This is a genomic window from Cobetia sp. PS-4MA (assembly GCF_057670765.1).
The window spans coordinates 2517522-2536136 of sequence record NZ_CM173107.1 but is presented as its reverse complement, the minus strand read 5'-3'; the positions used below and the strand labels follow the sequence as shown (position 1 = coordinate 2536136).

The following is an 18615-nucleotide window of genomic DNA, read 5'->3' as shown; positions in this document are numbered from 1 at the left end:
ATGCACGGGCAGGACACCAGGAGAGTGACTCAACGATGTCGATTCGCAATGCCCATTCCTCCCGTCAGACGGGGGCCACCGAACCCGCAGCGGTACCGGCGCGCACCAGTCTCGATCTGGGCCGCATGCTGGGTCAGCTGTATGACAGCCGCCTGACGCTGGCGCTGATCACCGGCACCTTCACCGTGCTGGCGGTGCTCTATGCGCTGCTGGCGACGCCGATCTACAAGGCCGATGCGCTGGTGCAGGTCGAGGATGGTGGCAGCAACATGAATCCGCTGCGGGATGTCTCCAGCATGCTGCGGGGGGAGGCGCCGCCGTCGGAATCCGAGATCCAGATCATCACCTCGCGCCTGGTGCTGGGCGAGACCGTCAAGAAGGAGCAGCTGGATCTGGTGGTCAAGCCTTACCAGTACCCGGTGATCGGGACCTTCCTGCGCAGCCACGAGGTGGAGCGCCCGAGCTGGCTGTCCGGTTCCAGCATGGTGTGGGCCGGCGAGTCACTGGAAGTGGCCAGCCTGGCCGTGCCCAAGGCCTGGGACAACGTCCCGCTGACGCTGGTGACGCTCGGCTCGGGTGAGCAGGGCCGCTATGAACTGCGCTACGACGGCAAGGTGCTCGGCACAGGCTCGGTGGGCAAGCGTGAGCGTTTCGAGGGGCCGCTGGGCGAGGTGAGTCTCGAGGTGACCTCGCTCACCGCGGGCGAGGGAGCCGAGTTCACCCTGATGCACCAGTCCACTCTGGAAGCCACCAATGCGCTGCGCGCGCGCTTCGCGGTGGCCGAGATGGGCAAGGAGACCGGCGTGCTGGGGCTGGCTCTGGTGGGGGAAGACCCGCTGCGCACCCAGCAGGTGCTTGAGCGCATCACCCAGACCTATCAGCAGCAGAACATCGACCGTCAATCGGCGGAAGCGGAGAAGTCGCTCGAATTCCTCAAGGAACAGGTGCCGACCGTCCGCAAGAAGCTGACCGAGGCCGAAGAGCGTCTCAATGCCTATCGCGGCAAGAGCGACAGCGTGAATCTGGATCTCGAGACCAAGTCGGTGCTCGAGCAGCTGGTGAACATCGACAACCAGCTCAACCAGACCCAGCTCGAGGAAGCGGAGCTCTCCGGCAAGTTCAACCCGAGTCACCCAAGCTACGTGGCACTGCGCAAGAAGCGCGCGGATCTTGAGCGCACGCGCAGTGAGCTCGAGAAGCAGGTGGGGGATCTTCCGGACACCCAGCAGGAGATCCTGCGTCTGGAGCGTGAAGTCGAGGTCAATCAGCAGATCTACGTGCAGCTGCTCAACAAGACCCAGGAAATGAACATCGCCCAGGCCAGCACCATCGGCAACATCCGCATCCTGGATGAGGCCGTGGCGCAGCCGCACCCGGTCAGCCCGCGCAAGGCGATGATCGTGGTGATCGCGACCCTGCTGGGCGCCATGCTGGGTGTGGTCTTCGTGCTGCTGCGCTCGCTGCTGCATCGTGGCATCGAGACACCGTCGGAGCTTTCCGATCTCGGCCTCAACGTGCATGCGACCCTGCCGCTCTCCGAGGAGCAGGCGCGCCTCAATCGTCGCCTGGCGCGAGGCATCAAGCGCTTCTCCTCCTTCAAGCTCGGCAAGGGCGCCACGGCGGCGGCCGGCAATGCCGCGCCTGGCCTGCTGGCGGTGCGCAATCCGGCGGATCTCTCCATCGAGGGTCTGCGGGGTCTGCGTACCAGCCTGCACTTCGCGATGATGGAAGCTCCCGACAACCGCCTGATGATCTGCGGCCCCAGCCCGGGCATCGGCAAGAGCTTCGTGTCCGCCAACCTGGCCGCCGTCTGTGCCCAGGCAGGCAACCGCGTGCTGGTGATCGATGCCGACATGCGCCGTGGTCACGTGCATCAGAGCATGGCGGGCCAACAGGTGGGCGCCGTGGCACCGGGGCTGAGCGACTACCTGCTCGGCAAGGTGGAGCGCAGCGCCATCATCCGCAGCATCGCCGACGAGAGCCTGGCGGTGGTCGGTGAAGGCGGGGAGACGCCGGACACCCTCTGCTACGTGGCACGCGGCACCTCACCGAGCAATCCCTCCGAGTTGCTGCTGCAGGCGCGCTTCTCCGAGCTGCTCGAGTGGGCCAGCGAGAACTTCGACATGGTCATCGTGGATACGCCGCCGATCCTGGCGGTCACCGATGCGGCCATCGTCGGTAAGCTGTGCGGCGTCAGCGTGATGGTGACGCGCTTCATGCACAACTCGCCCAAGGAAATCGAAGCGGCATTGGAGCGCTTCGCTTCCAGTGGCGTGAGCGTGGATGGCGCCATCCTCAACGCCGTCGAGCGCAAGGCGACCACGGCCTACAGCTACGGCTACAGCTATCACGACTACCAGTATCAGGGCGGCGCAAATACGTGAGTGCTGACTTGCCATCCACGGCGACGCCCCTATGTCTGATGACAGCTCGTCAACAGACACCCAGGCGGAAGACGACGTATCGCAAGACCCGGTGTCACTCGACACCACGTCACCGACACGGCGTGGCATGCCGGCCTGAAGGGCGCATGCGGCGTGATGAGAAGACAGCACGATTTGCGATAGACCGGTGCAGGCCGCAAGGGCGGCGGGAGACGGCACCGGGTGTGATGAACGGAAACACCACTCGAACGCAAACCAAGGGGGAGACAGGCACATGAACACGACGACAAATCCAGCGACGACCGGACTCGAGGGGCGTCAGCGACATTCGCGCATGTACGAACGTCTGATGTTCAACTCGCTGTGTCAGGCGCTGGTGGGTCTGATTCTGGCGGTGGGTGTCCCGCTGTTGCTGATCAATGGCCTGCGCCCCTGGGTCAGCGAGATGCGCATGCACAGCGTCATCGCGGCCAGCGGTGGCTTCCTGCTCGCGCTGCAGGCGATCCGTCACATGTCGCGCTACCCCGGTGCCAAGGCGTTCGCCTACGTGCTGCCGGCCATCACCATCAGCTATCTGCTGGCGATGAGCGTGCTGATCGCGCTGGATCTGCGCTTCAGCCGTATCGTGCTGGGCAGCTCCTGGCTCGCGGCGATGCTGATCTGCTCCATCGGCTTCTGGGCCGAGCAGCGCACCCGCATCCGCAAGCTGGCCGTGGTGCCGTTCGGTGACTATCGCAACCTGTTCACCACCCGTGGGGCGCGCTGGAACCTGATGCGCGCACCGGACCTGGGCCAGGAGCGCTACAACGGCGTGGTCGCGGATCTGGAAGCCGAGATGCCGGCCGAGTGGCAGCGTTTCCTGGCCAACTGCGTGCTCAACCGCATTCCGGTCTACGACGCCAGTGAAGTGCGCGAGTCGCTCACCGGTCGCGTGGAGCTGAACCAGGTGCGCGAGAACAGCTTCGGTCAGCTGGCACCCAACAGTGAATATGAGCTGTTCAAGCGTCTGTTCGACGTGCTGGCCGTGCTGGCGGTGGCCCCGTTCGTGCTGCCGATCTGCCTGGTGACTGCCGTGCTGATCCGTCTGGATTCGCCGGGTGGCGTGTTCTTCGTGCAGGAGCGTGTCGGTCAGGGCGGTCGTCCGTATCGCATGTTCAAGTTCCGCAGCATGTGCCATGACAGCGAGAAGTCCGGTGCCCAGTTCGCCCAGGCCAACGACATGCGCGTGACCCGTATCGGCCGCGTGATCCGCAAGACCCGCATCGATGAGCTGCCGCAGTTCATCAACGTGCTCAAGGGCGAGATGAGCCTCATCGGTCCGCGTCCGGAGCAGGTCAAGTTCGTGAATGAATTCGCCGAACAGATCCCGTTCTACAACTACCGTCACGTGGTACGTCCTGGCATCACCGGCTGGGCGCAGGTGACCCAGGGTTACGCCTCCGACGCTGACGAGACGCGCGAGAAGCTCGAGCACGACTTCTACTACATCAAGCGCTTCTCCGTGTGGCTGGATCTGTTGATCGTCGGTCGTACCATCAAGACCATGCTGACCGGTTTCGGGGCACGCTGAGCATGCTGACCGTCAGTGGCTATTACGTCGGCTTCATGGCCCTGCTGGTGGCAGTTCTGCCACTGGCGGCCAGCGAGCGCACCCGCATGGTGGGTGCCTGGCTGGGTGGCGGGCTGTGTCTGGCGTTCATGGCATTGCGTTACGACGCAGGATACGACTACTTCTCGTATCGCCAGATGGCCACCTGGCAGGTCGACCTGAGCTTCCTCGAACCCGCGCCGGCGGCACTGGCGCGCATGGCTCGGGCCTGGGGGGAACCGCAGCTGTTCTTCTTCATCACCGCCTTCCTCTACGTGTCGTGCTTCGTCACCGCACTGGTGATGAGCCGCCGCAACCTGGCTTGGTGCCTGCTGTTCTTCGTCTGTCTGCCGCTGATCTATCTCTCGGCCTTCGGCTTCGTCAAGCAGCACGTGGCGATCGCTCTGTTCATGGTGGCGATGGCCTGTCTGGAACGCGGCATGCGGCTGCCGGCGCTGGTGCTGATGCTCGTCGGCACCAGCTTCCACTACACCCTGGCGCTGTATCTGCCGTTGCTGGTGCTCTACCCGCTGCTGCGACGCGCCTATCCCTTCTGGGTCTATCTGGGGCTGCTGCCGCTGTGTTTCGTGGCAGGACCGCTGGCCAAGAGCGCGCTCAGTGCGCTGGGGCTCTATGCCCACTATTTCGAGGATTTTTCCGGGGGCGGGCAGAAGCTCTATGTCATCTATCTGCTGATCTGCCTGGGGACGCTGGGACTCTGGAAGCATTTCCGCCTGTCACTGGACCCCTGGGCCTTCAATCTGATGTTCATCGGCGTGGCGCTCTACACCCTGTTCATCACCTATGGTGAGCACGTGGCCCGCGCCAGCTACTACTTCCTGCCGTTTGCCATCTTCGTCATCTGTGACGTCATCGAGCACTTCCGCGACAAGCTGCTGCCCAGTCTGATCAGCGGTGCGCTGATGATGGCGTTGTTCTTCATGTCGCTGAAGGTGGCGGCCGGCAATCAGGATCATGATTTCTTGAACAACTACCAATTCTATTTCTTGAGCGATGAAGCACTGGTGGTCGGCAATGGAGGTCAGTCATGAGCGAAGCGCTGATCTTCTCGCTGTTCAACCTGATGGCGCGTGGCCTGTCGTCCGCGGCGGGCCTGCTGCTGGCGCGAGCCGTGGCGCCCGAGGCCTTCGGGGAATATGCCCTGGCCCTCAACTATGCGGTGTTGCTGGGCGTGCTGGCGCGCATGGGCGGCAACGAGGTGCTGCTGGTCACCGAAGATGGCGCCAGTGGCGCGGCGCTGCGCCGCTGGATGGGCGTCGGCATCGGCCTCTACGCCTTGCTGGCCATCGCCTTCGCCGTGGGCATCGCGCCGCTGCTGGGGCTGTCTGCCTTCATCTTCGCCTTCTGTGCCCTGCGTGCCGGGGCGGAGCAGGTCGGTCTGCAGATGGTCAATTCGCGCCTGCAGCGTCAGGAGCGCCTGGGGCGCGTCAATCTGATGACCGTGCTGATCTCGCTGGCGGTGGCGATCGCGGTGGCCTGCGCGGCAGGTCCGGCGCTCTATCATCAGGGCGTCGCGCTGCTGACCGGCGCCGAATTCAGCGCCGAGCTGACCACGCCGTCCGGCATGTTCGGCCTGGCACCGGTGGCCACCTTCGTGATGGTCAGTGCCCTCGCGCTGGTCATCGTGATGGCGCTGGGCATGTGGCTGTCACATGACGCGGCGGCGGATGCGCGGGCGGCGGCTGCCAGCCGCGATGGCGCAAGCTCAAGTCGCCTGCCGAGCAAGGCGGACTTCGCGCGCGGACGCGGCTTTCTCTACAACAACCTGATGTCGTTCGCCTACCTGCAGGCCTGGGTGATCCTGGCCGGGCTCGCCTTCGCACCCGCCCAGGTGGCCAGTGTCTCGGTGGTGACCTCCATCGTGTTCGCGCTCTATGTCTTCCCCACCAGCCTGTATCGCTACTACCTGCCCAAGCTGACCCAGGGTGATGGCCGCCTCAAGGAATACCTGATCATCGCCAGCGGCTTCGCGCTGCCGGTGGCGGGCGGTCTGGCACTGGTGGCGCCGTGGCTGGCCGAGCACTTCCTGAGCGGCGCCTACCCGCGCCTGACCATGACACTGCGCGCCTTCGCGCTGGTCTACCTGGTGCACGCCTTCGTCACCTGCGCCTTCACGCGTCTGGCGGCACTGCGCCTGAATGGCAAGCGCCTGCTGTGCCAGAGCACCGGGGCCATTCTGGTGGTCGGTGGGGGCCTTTCGATCGCGGCGCTCAATCACTCGCTCGGCAACGCGTCCGGCGAGAGCGGCAGCCTTCTGGGCATCGACCTCTACCACCTCTTCCTCTGCGTGCCGGTCACCGCGGAGCTGGTGATGCTGGCGATGGCGATCCTCTTCCAGCCGGCTCGCCAGCAAGAGGCGGCCGCGACGGCCAGCCCTTGACGTTCGGCCTTGGGGCCGACGAGTACACGACATTTCACGTGGCGATGCCCGGGCATCGTGCACACCGAACAGCGACATTACGGACAGAAGGACGAACAGCATGGCCAAGATATGCATGACGCACGGATGGCATGACGACAACAAGGGCGACTCCGCCATCCTGATGGGCACCATCGACTTCCTCGACCAGCTGATCGATGCCGAACACGGCCGCAGCGATGTCTCCGGTGAAGGCGTGGCGAAGGCCGAAGGCCATCGCATCGATATCCTGCCCATCGATGATCAGGTGTTCGCCACCGAGCGCGGGCCCTTCCGCCACATTCGTCGCCGCTACCGCGAGCGCGTCACCGTCGGTCAGCCCTTGATGCCGCCGATGCGTGACAAGCTGCGCTTCGTCACCTCGCTGCTGGGGCTGGGGGCCAAGATGGCGTTCGGCAAGCAGGGCAAGAGCGGCAACGATGTCATCGATGGTGCCGACCTGGTGGTGGTGAAGGGCGGTCATATCTTCCACAACGGCAGCTTCAAGAAGACCCTGTCTTCCTGGCTGGCGCTGATCGGCTATCTGGCGCCGGTGATGCTGGCACGCAAGGCCGGCAAGCGCGTGCTGTTGCTGGGCCACTCCTTCGGCCCGTTCAAGACCCCGGCCCAGGAGCGCTTCTTCCTGCGCACCCTGAGCGACTGCCTGGTGGTCTCGCGTGAGGAGATCACCCACGCCATGACCCAGAAGGCCGACCCGAAGCTGCCGCATGCGCTGCTGGGCACCGACATGGCCTTCGCCATGGCCCCGCGGGCGAGCGATGAACATGCCGAGGTCAAGGCACCGGGCGGCGTGGCCTCACCCTATGCCGTGATCACCCTGCGTGACTGGTGGGGGCTGGATCAGCAGGCCTTCGCCGAGCGTGTCGAGGTGCTGTCGCGTTCACTGCTGGAATCCCGGGAGCGTCTGGGCATCGAGCGCCTGATGATCGTGCCGCACGTGCTGGGCCCGACCGATATCGAGAATGACCAGCGCATCTCCCAGCTGGTGTTCGATCACCTGCAGAAGGCACTGGCCGCCACTGACGGGGGCCAGGAGCTCGCCACGCGCATCGAGCTGGTGCAGGGCGACCCGAGCCCGGATGCGCTGGTGGATCTCTACCGCGACGCCGAATTCCTGGTGGGCACACGTTTCCACTCGGTCATCTTCGCGCTGATGTCCGGCACGCCGGTCTACGCGCTGTCCTACTGTGGCCCCAAGGCGCCGGGCATCATGCGTGACTTCGGGCTTGGCGACAGCGTTCAGGACATCGAGAACTTCGACCCGGCACGCATCGTGGCCGACATCGAGGCGCTGGTGGCCGACAAGGCCTTCCCGGCGCTTGCCGAGCGCGTCATCGCCGACAAGCTGGCGATCACCGCCGACATCACGCGGGACTTCCTGCGCCGCGCACCGGGACGCGCCGGTGTCTGGGGCCAGCGTGAGCTCAAGCTCAATGATGACGCCTATCCGGCGCCGACGGCTGCCAAGGCACCTGACGCGACGGACCCCGTGGCCACGGACGCCCCGGCCGCTGAGCACGCCACCCACGACAGCGAGCCTGTCGTGCGAGGAGTCTGACATGGCCCATGTCGCTCTGTTGATCCAGGACATCAGCGCCTGCGGTGGCGTCGAGAAGGTGATGCACGGCCTGGCGCGTGATCTGCGCGACAGCCATCAGGTCACGCTGGTATCGGTGCGTGAAGGCGAGCCCTACTGGGGCCGTCTCGAGGGTGTCGAATACCGCACCCTGGGACTGCCCGCCACCGGTACGCGCAAGAACTTCCGCCACTGGGTGACGCATCTGCGTCGTCTGATGCTGGAGGCGCGCATCGAGGTGATGGTCAGCGGCTACTTCGCCTTCCATCTGGCGGCCCAGCTGGCGGCACGTGGCACTGGAGGCCGTGACGAGGCGGGCAATTCGCGCCCGCTGACCCGCGTCATCGCCCAGGAGCACAGCGCCTACCATCACGATCGTCGCGCCAAGCGCGTCATCAAGCACCTGCTCTATCGTCATCTCGATGTCCTGCAGGTGCTCAACGAGGTGGATGCGGAATGCTGGCGGCGGCGTGGTCTGCAACCGACGGTGATTCCCAACTATCTGGATGATCTCGCGGAGCGCGAGACGCGCGCCGAGTGCGAGCGTCAGGCCGACGTGGTGATGGTGGGGCGTCTGGCGCCGATCAAGCGTGTCGATCTGGCGATCCGCGCCTTTGCCCATTCGGGCTACCGCCGCGGGCGTCTGGTGCTGGTCGGGGATGGTCCGGAACGTGAGTCCTTGCTGGCGCTGTGCCACGAGCTGGGGCTGAAGGTCTTCCAGGGCGCCAACGACGACAGCGTGCCGGATGATACCCGGGTGCTGTTCACCGGCGCGCTGCAGGACGTCTCGCGTGAGTTGCGCCGAGCCCGTCTGCTGTTGCTGACGTCCGAGCGTGAATGCCTGCCGATGAACGTGCTGGAAGCCAAGCGTGAGGGCCTGCCGTGCCTGTCACGCCCGGTGCGTTCAGGCCCGCTGGCATTGATTCGCCACGATGTCGATGGCGTGCTGAGTGCCGAAGCGGACAGTGCCGGTGAGGTGGAGATCGTGCAGGAGCTGGCGCATGAACTGGCGCGTCTCGAATTTGACGACCATCGCCTGCTGCATCTCTCGAAGGCCGCACGCGAGAGCTTTGCCCACTACAGCCGTGATGCGGTGCTGCCGGACTATCAACGCCTGATCACGCGCCTGGTGCCGGCCGATTCGCGCCAGCGCGCATTCGTGAACGGCGTCAGCGTCAGTGGATCCCACTCGCCTCATTCCAAGGAGAAGGCCCATGGCTGATGTGTCCGTCATCATGCCCAACTACGGCTATGACCGCCGCCTGCATGCCGCCGTCGATTCCGTGCTGGCCCAGAGCGAGCCGGTGCGCGAGATCCTGATCAGCGACGATGCCTCACCCGATGGTGCCGCCGCGCGACTGCGCGAGGATTTCGCGGCGCTGGAGACCGGCGACGTCGAGATCCGCATCCTCGAGACCGACACCAACGGCGGGCCGGGGCGTGCCCGCAACCGTGCCATCGCCGAGGCCCAGGGCCGCTACATCGCCTTCCTGGACGCCGATGATGCCTGGCTGCCGGAGAAGATCGAACGCCAGATCGCCTTCATGCAGGAGACCGGCGCCGGACTGTCCTACACCGGCTACGAGATGGTGGATGAGCAGGGCAACCATGTCTCCCACTTCGCACCGCCGGCGCGTCTGACGCGTGACGACATGCTGCGCTCCAACTCCATCGGCTGCCTGACCGCCATCTATGACGCGGGGCGCTTCGGGCGTTTCTACATGCCGACCATCCGCAAGCGTCAGGACCTGGCGCTGTGGCTGATCATCATTGGTCAGCTGGGCCCGGCGCAGGGCATGCCCGAGCCGCTGGCGCGTTACACGCGTCGCGAGAGCAGCGTGTCCTCCAACAAGTTCAAGGCCGCCGCCTACCAGTGGCGTCTGTATCGTGAGGTGCTGGGGATGGATGTGATCAGCGCCAGTCGCAACTTTGTCCATTACGCGGTGAACGGTTATGCAAAACATCGTTGATGAAACTATCTCCGTCGATCCCGCTCGTCATGCAGGCCGCCCCATGCAGGAATCCCGTGCTCGTGTGCTGAAGCATCAGCGTCAGGTGGAAGACAGTGCCCGTCGCCAGGTGCCGGAACTGACCTTCCTGATCTCGACCCTGGATGCCGGGATCTACAGCGTGCCGCGTTATGACGAGCTGCCCGGTGCCCGCTTCCTGATCGTGCATCAGCTGTCGGAAGCCCACCAGGACGAGGCGCAGCGCGATATCTTCCGCGAGTACGTGCTGGCCCATTTCGACAGCCGTTTCGAGTATCTGGCGGTCGCGGGGCGTGGTCTCTCCAAGAGCCGCAATATCGCGCTGGCGGCCTGCCCGACACGCTACGCCTACATCCTGGACGACGATGTCCAGCTGCATCCCCAGGCCGTGTCGCTGGTGATGGAAGCCTTCACCTGTACCGAGGCGGCGGCGATCAGCTTCCCGCACGTCAAGGCCTTCCCCTTGCACGAACGGGACCCGGATCGTCCGGCACCGCCGGTCGCCTTCAAGGCCCACACCCTGATGTCACTGGCTCGCGTGCGCTCGGTGGACATGGCGCTGGATCTCTGCCAGTTCCATGCCCGCTTCGATGAGCAGTTCGGGCTGGGCACCGACCAACCCTCCGGCGAGGAATTCATCGTGATGAGCGATGCCCGCCGTCAGGGCGCGCGCCTGATGCGCGCCAATCTGGGCATCGTCGCCCATGCGGGGGTCACCTCCGGCAGCGACTTCTACAGCTCGCCCGCCAAGGCGCGCACCAAGGGGCGGATGTTCGCTCGGGTCACTGGCAGTCGCTTCTCGCCGCTGGCACTGGCCTTCCTGGTTCGCAAGGCCCCGATCGCCTTCAAGCGCGGCTATCTGGCGACCTTCGTCGGCAATTTCTTCCGCTAGTCGCCCGCGCGACACATACGTACGCCCGAATCGGCATGGGCAGACGCCGATGGATGGCAGTCTCTGCGCTTTTCTCTCTCCCCACTGACGTTGCCCGTCAGTGGGTTGGGTAACGTCACGCCGGATTCGGGCCGAGGGGCGATCTGTCAGTGGTTCACGGTCTCCCTGCAGTGGGAGATCCGCCCCGACCGGTATCGCTCATGCATCGCTTTGGCGCATTGCGTTCACACTCGAGATGGCCGTCAGGCCAACAAGGATGACATTCAATGAAGATCACGATTTTCGGAAGCGGTTATGTAGGCCTGGTTACCGGTACCTGCCTGGCCGATGTGGGACATGATGTGGTGTGCATGGACGTGGACGCCGCCAAGATCGAGCGCCTCAAGCAGGGCGAGATTCCCATCTATGAGCCGGGACTCGAGAGCATGTTGCTGCGCAACGTGGAAGCCGGCCGTCTGAGCTTCACCACCGACGCCCGCGAGGCCGTCGCGCACGGCGTGCTGCAGTTCATCGCCGTGGGCACGCCGCCGGATGAAGATGGCAGTGCTGACCTCAAGTACGTGCTGGCGGTGGCCGAGAGCATCGGTGAGTACATGGATGACTACAAGGTCATCATCGACAAGTCCACCGTGCCGGTGGGCACGGCAGACCGCGTGCACGCCCGCGTGGCTGAAGTGCTCAAGCACCGCGGCGTGAGCGTGGATTTCGATGTCTGCTCCAACCCGGAATTCCTCAAGGAGGGCGCGGCGCTGGAGGACTTCACGCGTGGGGCCCGCATCGTGGTCGGCACCGATTCCGAGAAGGTGCGCGAGCGCATGCGCGAATGTTACGCCCCCTACAACCGCAACCATGAAAAGCTGATGTTCATGGATGTGCGCGCCGCCGAGCTGACCAAGTACGCCGCCAACGCGATGCTGGCCACCAAGATCAGCTTCATGAACGAGATCTCCAACCTGGCCGAGCGCCTGGGCGCGGATATCGAGGAAGTGCGCCGCGGGATCGGCAGTGACCCGCGCATCGGTTACCACTTCATCTACCCGGGCTGTGGCTACGGTGGCTCCTGCTTCCCGAAGGATGTCCAGGCGCTGGCGCGTACCGCCAGCCAGATCGGCTATGAGGCCGAGCTGCTCACCGCGGTGGAATCCGTCAACAAGCGGCAGAAGGTCACGCTGTTCGAGAAGCTGTCACGTGCCTTCGATGGCGATCTCGCCGGCAAGACCATCGCCGTCTGGGGGCTGGCCTTCAAGCCGAACACCGATGACATGCGTGACGCGCCGAGCCGCACGCTGATGGAAGCGCTGTGGGCGGCGGGTGCCAAGGTGCAGGCCTATGACCCGGAATCCATGCGTGAGACACGCCGCATCTACGGCGAGCGCGATGACCTGGTGCTGGTGGCGGATCGCATCCAGGCGGTCAAGGGCGCGGATGCGCTGGTGATCTGCACCGAGTGGAAGGAATTCCGCACGCTGGATGCCGGCTGGCTCAAGACCCAGCTGGCCTTCCCGGTGGTGGTGGATGGCCGCAACCTCTTCGAACCGTCCGCCATGAAATCTGCCGGCCTGATGTATTACGCGGTCGGCCGTGGCGACACCCTGGCGCTGACGCGCGACTGACCCAGGCGGCGGCCTGCGACACGTGCGGTTGCAAGCCGTCGTCGCGGCATCCCGACTCAGTCTTTGACTCAGCCCTCTGGCTCAGTTCTCTGACTCAGCCTCTCGGCAAGGCGGTCGCGTCCGTGACCTCTGCAAGGGCACCGCCTTGCCCCCCATTCGTTCGAACCGCTCCGTGCCTGGCACGGGGCGGCAGCAGACAAGGAGCTTTCCATGTGTGGCATCGTTGCCGGCCTGGCTCAGCGTGACATCAGCAAGATTCTCATCGAGGGGCTGCATCGCCTCGAATACCGGGGTTACGACTCCGCTGGCGTGGCCGTGATCGACCCCGCCGGTGAACTGCGCCGTGCGCGTGCCGTCGGCAAGGTCCGCGCGCTGGAGGACGAGCTGCGTGAAGCGCCGCTGTCCGGTGCCATCGGCGTCGCCCATACCCGCTGGGCCACCCACGGGCGTCCGGCCCAGCACAACGCGCACCCGCACCTCTCGAGCGAGCGCGTGGCCGTGGTGCACAACGGCATCATCGAGAACCACGAGGCGCTGCGCCGTGAGCTGGAGCAGGAGGGCTATGACTTCACTTCCGAGACGGACACCGAGGTGGTCGCGCATCTGGTCGACCGCGAACTGCGCGCTGGCCGTGCGCTGCCGGAGGCGGTCAATGTGGTCACCGCGCGTCTGGATGGCGCCTTCGCGCTGGCGGTGATGGAACAGCAGAATCCCGAGCTGCTGGTCGGCGCCCGCCAGGGCAGCCCGCTGGTCGTGGGTGTGGGAATCGAGGAGCACTTCATCGCTTCTGACCCGCTGGCACTGCTGCCGGTCACCGACCGCTTCATCTATCTGGATGAGGGCGACATGGTGGCCATCAGCCCGAGTGGCATCCAGGTGCTGGAACGCGGCGCCGAGCAGGATGAGCTCACGCCGGTGACCCGCGAAGTGGTGCGCTATGAGCACAGCGTCGAAGCGGCGGGCAAGGGTGAGTATCGCCACTTCATGATGAAGGAGATCATGGAGCAGCCCACCGTGCTGTCGCGTACCCTGGCCGAGCGTCTCGACCCGCAGGGCGTGCGCCTGGAGGCCTTCGAGGTCTCGCGCCATTCCTTCCTGGCCGCGGATGATGGCGCCGAGAAGGGCAGGGAAGTCGTCGATGTCGAGCGACTGACGCAGCTGCTGGCCGATGTGCGTCAGGTGCAGATCATCGCCTGCGGGACCAGCTATCACGCCGGCATGGTGGCGCGTTACTGGCTCGAAGAGGTCGCCGGCATTCCGGCGCAGGTCGAGGTGGCCTCGGAGTTCCGTTACCGCGAGCGTGTCGCGGCCCCGGGCACGCTGTTCATCACCCTGTCGCAGTCCGGCGAGACCGCCGACACGCTGGCGGCCCTGCGGGATATCCAGAAGCTCAACCGCGAGGGGCCGCAAGCAGGGCATTACCTGGCGAGTCTGGCCATCTGCAACGTGGCGGGAAGCTCGCTGGTTCGTGAGTCGGATCTGTCACTGCTGACCCATGCCGGGCCGGAGATCGGGGTGGCTTCCACCAAGGCCTTCACCACCCAGCTGGTGGCGCTGATGCTGACCACGCTGGCCCTGCGCCAGAGCCGTCGACAGCCGCAGGACGAGGAAGATGACCTGCTCACGCGTCAGCTGCTGATGCGTCTCAAGGACCTGCCGCATGTCATCGAACAATCGCTGGGGCTGAACGGGGAAATCGCCCAGTTGGCCGAGAAGTTCATGCATCGCCATCACACCCTGTTCCTCGGGCGCGGCAGCCAGTACCCGATCGCGATGGAGGGTGCGCTCAAGCTCAAGGAAATCTCCTATATCCACGCCGAAGCCTATGCGGCGGGTGAGCTCAAGCACGGCCCGCTGGCCTTGATCGATGAGGACATGCCGGTGGTGGCGGTCGCGCCGATGGATGACCTGATGGAGAAGCTGAAGTCCAACCTTCAGGAAGTCCGCGCGCGTGGCGGCCAGCTGTTCGTGTTCGCCGACCCGGAAGTCAGCCTCAAGGCCGGTGAGGGCGTGCACGTCGTCACCGTGCCGGGGGTGTGTCGCTTCCTCGCGCCGATCGTCTATGCGGTCCCGCTGCAGCTGCTGTCCTATCACGTCGCCGTGCTCAAGGGCACCGATGTCGATCAGCCGCGCAATCTCGCCAAGAGTGTCACGGTAGAGTGATCCCGCGCGGGCACTGAATTGTGTCTCGCATGAAGACGAAAGGGACTGCCCATGGGCAGTCCCTTTTTTCGTGTGCGCGCATCATGCCGCCGGCGGTTGCCTGACGCTGCCTGCTTGATGCAGCTCAGCCCGGCAGGACCCATGACGACAGACGGCGCCACCAGCTGCGCCGCCCGGCTGTGGTGTCCGTCTCGCAGGTGTCCGGGGGCTCGGGGGTGGGGCCCTGATGACGAATACAGAAACGATCTCCCCCCGGCCCCGTGATCCAGCGTGAACTGCCTGAGCTGACACGCCCCGCCTTGACGTCATCGTCGAGTTTCCTGCCCGCGGCCTTGATGGCCTCCAGTGTGCCTGGCGCCAGTTCGATGAAGCCTTCCTCTCCCGGCGCTTCCTCGACCTGTGACGGTGGAATATCGCGCATCAGATCAACCCCTTGAGGATCAGATTGCCACTGGAGACCAGCAGGATGGCGTAGGCCACCTGGCGGAGGTGATGGTCACTGAGCGGGGGTGGGAAGCGGCGTGCGAGCTCCGTGAAGGCGATGACCACGAACACGCCTGCGGCACCGATCATCAGCAGTTCACTCAGGTGCTCGCCGGCGCGTCCGGGAGAGATGATCGAGAGCCCCATGCGCATGGCGCCCCCGACCAGAAAGACAGCGAACAGGGTGCAGCGGATCGCCACCAGCGTCATCGGCTGGCGGTAGAGCATTACCACCAGCGGCGGCCCGTTGGCGGCGAACAGCCCACCCATCAGGCCCGAGAGCCCGCCGGCGGCATGGAAGTGCCAACGGGGAGACAGCGTCTCACGCGGCTTGGGTTGCATCAGCAGTGCCAGGCAGGCGATCAGGATCACGCATCCCAGCAGCATGCCGAGCAGGGGCGCGCGCTCCTCTCCCAGCCAGGTGGCCAGGTAATAGCCGACCGGCAGCAGCGGCAGGCTGGTGACCAGCAGTCGCCGCGCGAGGCGCAGGTCGATTTCTCGCCAGTGGCCCCGCAGTGCCATGCAGTTGTTGAACAGGCTCAAGAGGGCGCATAGCAGGGCGGCGCTCTCGATGGGCAGGACATCGAGAGTGGCCAGCAGGCCCATGACGATGAGCCCGAAGGCAAAGCCGGTGAGGGTCTGGATGTAGCTGGCCAGTGCCAGGCTCAACAGGATGGCAGCGAGTTGCCAGAGGGTCATGGTGACTCCGTTGGGTGGCCCCGTTCGGCGCGAGGGGAGGGTGGAGGCATTGCGCTGCCATGATAGCGCGGGCCAGCCGCAAAAGGGCGACAGTCTCGTGGCTGCCAGCCGGCGAGGGTGAGTCATGTGAGCTTTCGCGGATGAAGCGTGTCAGCAGCTCGGCCCATCCTGCTCAAACTTGCATAGGTAATTTAGTGGTCTTGAATTGCTTAGTTTACGCATGAGATGCAAGGAGTTTGCGACATGAACCCTCATGAATTCGGTTTTTGGCGACATGTCGCCTTGTTTGAATATCAGCAGCTTATTAGTCTGTGGTGAACAAGGGGGCATGAAGTGTCGCCATTTGCGGCCACATGATGTCGCTGGTGGCTTGGGCCGGGCTTTGGCAGGGCAAGCCAGCCGACAGATTCATTGGCCTCCTTGCTTGATGCCTGGCAGTGATGAACACGGCCTGAGCGTGAGCCCCTGATGGACAAGCACCGCCACATGGATATCCGGGCATGGAACGCAACGCAGCACAATCTCCTTTCTTCACCATCGTGACGCCGAATCACAATTCGGGTGACGGGCTAGAGCGCTGCATCGCCAGTCTCGCGGCCAACGACACCGCTTACGAACACATCATCATCGATGATGCCTCTTCGGATGATTCCTTTCTGCGGGTGGAGCGCAGTCACGCCGCCCGGCCACCGACCTCATTGGTACTGCGCCGCAATGCCGAGAATCTCGGGCCCGGGCCGACCCGCAACCATGGCCTGAGTCTGGCACGTGGCCGCTATGTGCTGTTCTGCGATGCGGATGACACCTTCGTGGCCGGCGCCCTGGATACGCTCAAGGCGCAGATCGTGGCCTTCGATTGCCCGCAGGTGGTGGTGTTCCGTTATTGCCTGCAGGGGCCACAGGGAGAGCGGGAGAGCACGCCACTGTGCAGCCAGCCCCTTGAGCGCACCCAGATGCAGGCCTTCACCGATTTCATGCACGACCGCATCGTCTCCGCTCCCTGGGGCAAGGCGATCCGCGCCGATCTCGCCTGCGCCCTGAGCTTTCCTGACCTTCCTGTTTCCCAGGATGGTCTCTACAACCTCGAGCTGTTCGGTCGGGCGGCACGCGTTCTCTATCTGCCCCAAGTGCTGTATCGCTTCGACAAGCGCAGCGACGGTTCTCTGACCCGCAAGCCCTTCGGCAATCGCGAGCTGGCCCGATTTCACCGCAGCTGGCAGGTGTTCGATTCCCGCTACCGCGAGCAGTTCGCGGCCGCCCACGGCCTGGCACTGCTGGAGATTCGCGCCCTGCGCTTCGTCGGTGTGAGCTTCATCATGCGCCAGGCCATCAACAAGACCCACGACGATGACCAGGTGAGGCAGGTGGTGATGTCTCAGCTGCGCCAGTCATCCTGGGCGGCATTGCGTCAGCTGTCGTTGAAGGAAAAGGCGTTGCTGATGAGCTATGCGTTCAGTCCTTCCCTGTCCCGGCAATTGATTCGGCGGAGCCAATACGCGTCATGAGCACTCGCAAGCATATCCTGTTCTACACCGGCGCCCAGTCGCGCACCGGCGGCACCGAGCGTGCCTGCGCCGATACCGCCAACATGCTGGCGGCCAGCGGTGACTATCAGGTGGAGGTGGTCAGCGAGCATGGCCCTGCCGACAGCCCCTATCCCCTGCACGAGGATATCGTGCATGAATCGCTGTATCCAAAACGTCAGCATCTGGGGGCGCTGCGCGGCGTGCTGCTGTTCCTGCGGCTTTTCTGGATGGTGCTGCGCAAGCGACCGGACGTGGTGATCGTGGTCGAGAGCATCGGTTTCCTGCCATTCTTGCTGCCCAGCTATCTGCTGCGGCGCACGCGCTATCTCTGCTGGGAACACTTCAATGCCACCTCGGATCTCGGCGTGCCACGGCGCAATGCCGCGCGGCGTCTCGCGGCCAGGCGGGCCGATCGTATCGTGGTGCTTTCCCATGAGGACCGCGAATACTGGGAGCAGCTGCTCCCCCAGTCCACCGAGCGTCTGAGCGTCGTGCCCAACCTCAATCCGCTGGAGCACGAGATCCTCCAGCGTCAGGCCCGGCTGCAGGACGCCGCCGCCGCGCCGCCCGCAGTGGCGCCTTCTGAGACCGTCGCGCCGAAGGTAGCGGTGGCGGTGGGGCGTCTGACGCACCAGAAGGGCTTTGATCTGCTGCTGGAGGCATGGGCGGCGATTCCCGCCGAATCGCGTGATGGCTGGGTGCTGCGCATCGTCGGCGAGGGTGATGCACGCGAGGCGCTGGAGGCGCAGGCGGAGCGGCTTGGCATCACGCGCCAGCTTCAGATGCCCGGCCAGTGCAGCGACATCCGGCGCGAGTACGCCGCGGCAGACCTGTTCGTGCTGTCATCACGCTTCGAAGGCTTCGGGCTGGTACTGGTCGAGGCGCTCAGCTGTGGCGTGCCCTGCATCAGCTTCGCCTGCCCGGCCGGGCCCCGCGAGATCCTCAAGCATGGCATCAATGGCTATCTGGTCGAGCAGGGCAATGTGGCAGCGTTCAGTCAGCAGCTGGGCGCCGTGCTCGGTGATGATGAAGTGCTTGCGCGCCTGCGTGCCAATGTCGATTACGGCCTGGAGCGGTTTTCGCGCCGTACCGTCGAGGCCAGTTGGCAGGCCGTGCTGGAGGGACTGGAAGCCCCGGCACTGCTACGTGTCATCTGAGCTGAGTCAGGCACCAGACATGTGATTTGCGAGCCCTCCTTTCGGGGCTCGCGTTCGCGCTATCGGATACGAATCTTCAGGTACGACAGCAGGAGGCTATCGCCGT

General features: G+C 64.8%; 14 protein-coding genes. 12 read left to right on the top strand and 2 right to left on the bottom strand.

Annotated features, from left to right (window positions below; genetic code table 11):
* Positions 1–35 precede the first annotated feature (35 nt).
* The 10 genes from AC26AR_RS10720 (at position 36) to glmS (ending at position 14644) form a co-directional block, all read left to right on the top strand.
* On the top strand, positions 36–2384 hold the full coding sequence (locus tag AC26AR_RS10720) for a polysaccharide biosynthesis tyrosine autokinase (RefSeq protein ID WP_488107000.1): 2349 nt from the start codon (positions 36–38) through the stop codon (positions 2382–2384).
* A 274-nt stretch (positions 2385–2658) separates the two neighbouring features.
* Positions 2659–3954, top strand: coding sequence for a sugar transferase (locus AC26AR_RS10715; protein WP_240499683.1), 1296 nt, complete (start codon positions 2659–2661; stop codon positions 3952–3954).
* Positions 3955–3956: 2 nt separating this feature from the next.
* Positions 3957–5024, top strand: coding sequence for an EpsG family protein (locus AC26AR_RS10710; protein ID WP_077374117.1), 1068 nt, complete (start codon positions 3957–3959; stop codon positions 5022–5024).
* Positions 5021–6373, top strand: coding sequence for a polysaccharide biosynthesis protein (locus tag AC26AR_RS10705; protein WP_176504009.1), 1353 nt, complete (start codon positions 5021–5023; stop codon positions 6371–6373). Before AC26AR_RS10710 ends, AC26AR_RS10705 begins: the two co-directional genes overlap by 4 nt.
* Before the next feature lie 100 nt (positions 6374–6473).
* Complete coding sequence (locus AC26AR_RS10700) at positions 6474–7970, top strand: polysaccharide pyruvyl transferase family protein (RefSeq protein ID WP_488106999.1); 1497 nt, start codon at positions 6474–6476, stop codon at positions 7968–7970.
* A 1-nt stretch (position 7971) separates the two neighbouring features.
* Positions 7972–9210: a glycosyltransferase gene (locus AC26AR_RS10695; protein ID WP_167592981.1), complete on the top strand. Its 1239-nt coding sequence runs from the start codon at positions 7972–7974 to the stop codon at positions 9208–9210.
* The gene (locus tag AC26AR_RS10690; RefSeq protein WP_077374105.1) at positions 9203–9958 is read left to right on the top strand and encodes a glycosyltransferase family 2 protein; all 756 of its coding nucleotides are present in this window, start codon (positions 9203–9205) and stop codon (positions 9956–9958) included. The genes AC26AR_RS10695 and AC26AR_RS10690 overlap by 8 nt, the downstream gene beginning before the upstream one ends.
* Before the next feature lie 43 nt (positions 9959–10001).
* Positions 10002–10868 carry a glycosyltransferase family A protein gene (locus AC26AR_RS10685; protein WP_167592982.1) on the top strand — a complete coding sequence of 289 codons (867 nt, stop codon included), beginning with the start codon at positions 10002–10004 and terminating at the stop codon, positions 10866–10868.
* A gap of 266 nt (positions 10869–11134) precedes the next feature.
* Entirely contained in the window at positions 11135–12481 is a 1347-nt protein-coding gene (locus tag AC26AR_RS10680; protein ID WP_141392678.1) for a UDP-glucose dehydrogenase family protein, read from the top strand.
* Between the two features lie 210 nt (positions 12482–12691).
* Positions 12692–14644, top strand: a complete 1953-nt coding sequence (glmS, locus tag AC26AR_RS10675; protein WP_084208238.1) for a glutamine--fructose-6-phosphate transaminase (isomerizing) — start codon at positions 12692–12694, stop codon at positions 14642–14644.
* Positions 14645–14768: 124 nt separating this feature from the next.
* Here the strand turns inward: glmS and AC26AR_RS10670 are convergent, their stop codons facing one another.
* Positions 14769–15065, bottom strand: coding sequence for a hypothetical protein (locus AC26AR_RS10670; protein ID WP_303563997.1), 297 nt, complete (start codon positions 15063–15065; stop codon positions 14769–14771).
* Complete coding sequence (locus AC26AR_RS10665; protein ID WP_167592983.1) at positions 15065–15826, bottom strand: sulfite exporter TauE/SafE family protein; 762 nt, start codon at positions 15824–15826, stop codon at positions 15065–15067. The genes AC26AR_RS10670 and AC26AR_RS10665 overlap by 1 nt, the downstream gene beginning before the upstream one ends.
* A gap of 500 nt (positions 15827–16326) precedes the next feature.
* On the opposite strand from AC26AR_RS10665, the gene AC26AR_RS10660 reads away from it, so the two are divergent.
* Complete coding sequence (locus AC26AR_RS10660) at positions 16327–17331, top strand: glycosyltransferase family 2 protein (protein ID WP_077374088.1); 1005 nt, start codon at positions 16327–16329, stop codon at positions 17329–17331.
* Positions 17328–18509 carry a glycosyltransferase family 4 protein gene (locus AC26AR_RS10655; RefSeq protein ID WP_488106998.1) on the top strand — a complete coding sequence of 394 codons (1182 nt, stop codon included), beginning with the start codon at positions 17328–17330 and terminating at the stop codon, positions 18507–18509. The genes AC26AR_RS10660 and AC26AR_RS10655 overlap by 4 nt, the downstream gene beginning before the upstream one ends.
* Positions 18510–18615: the final 106 nt, after the last annotated feature.

Coding starts and splice junctions, on each gene's coding strand:
- AC26AR_RS10720 (WP_488107000.1), top strand. CDS start 36: ATGTCGATTCGCAATGCCCATTCCTCCCGTCAGACGGGGGCCACCGAA.
- AC26AR_RS10715 (WP_240499683.1), top strand. CDS start 2,659: ATGAACACGACGACAAATCCAGCGACGACCGGACTCGAGGGGCGTCAG.
- AC26AR_RS10710 (WP_077374117.1), top strand. CDS start 3,957: ATGCTGACCGTCAGTGGCTATTACGTCGGCTTCATGGCCCTGCTGGTG.
- AC26AR_RS10705 (WP_176504009.1), top strand. CDS start 5,021: ATGAGCGAAGCGCTGATCTTCTCGCTGTTCAACCTGATGGCGCGTGGC.
- AC26AR_RS10700 (WP_488106999.1), top strand. CDS start 6,474: ATGGCCAAGATATGCATGACGCACGGATGGCATGACGACAACAAGGGC.
- AC26AR_RS10695 (WP_167592981.1), top strand. CDS start 7,972: ATGGCCCATGTCGCTCTGTTGATCCAGGACATCAGCGCCTGCGGTGGC.
- AC26AR_RS10690 (WP_077374105.1), top strand. CDS start 9,203: ATGGCTGATGTGTCCGTCATCATGCCCAACTACGGCTATGACCGCCGC.
- AC26AR_RS10685 (WP_167592982.1), top strand. CDS start 10,002: ATGCAGGAATCCCGTGCTCGTGTGCTGAAGCATCAGCGTCAGGTGGAA.
- AC26AR_RS10680 (WP_141392678.1), top strand. CDS start 11,135: ATGAAGATCACGATTTTCGGAAGCGGTTATGTAGGCCTGGTTACCGGT.
- glmS (WP_084208238.1), top strand. CDS start 12,692: ATGTGTGGCATCGTTGCCGGCCTGGCTCAGCGTGACATCAGCAAGATT.
- AC26AR_RS10670 (WP_303563997.1), bottom strand. CDS start 15,065: ATGCGCGATATTCCACCGTCACAGGTCGAGGAAGCGCCGGGAGAGGAA.
- AC26AR_RS10665 (WP_167592983.1), bottom strand. CDS start 15,826: ATGACCCTCTGGCAACTCGCTGCCATCCTGTTGAGCCTGGCACTGGCC.
- AC26AR_RS10660 (WP_077374088.1), top strand. CDS start 16,327: ATGGAACGCAACGCAGCACAATCTCCTTTCTTCACCATCGTGACGCCG.
- AC26AR_RS10655 (WP_488106998.1), top strand. CDS start 17,328: ATGAGCACTCGCAAGCATATCCTGTTCTACACCGGCGCCCAGTCGCGC.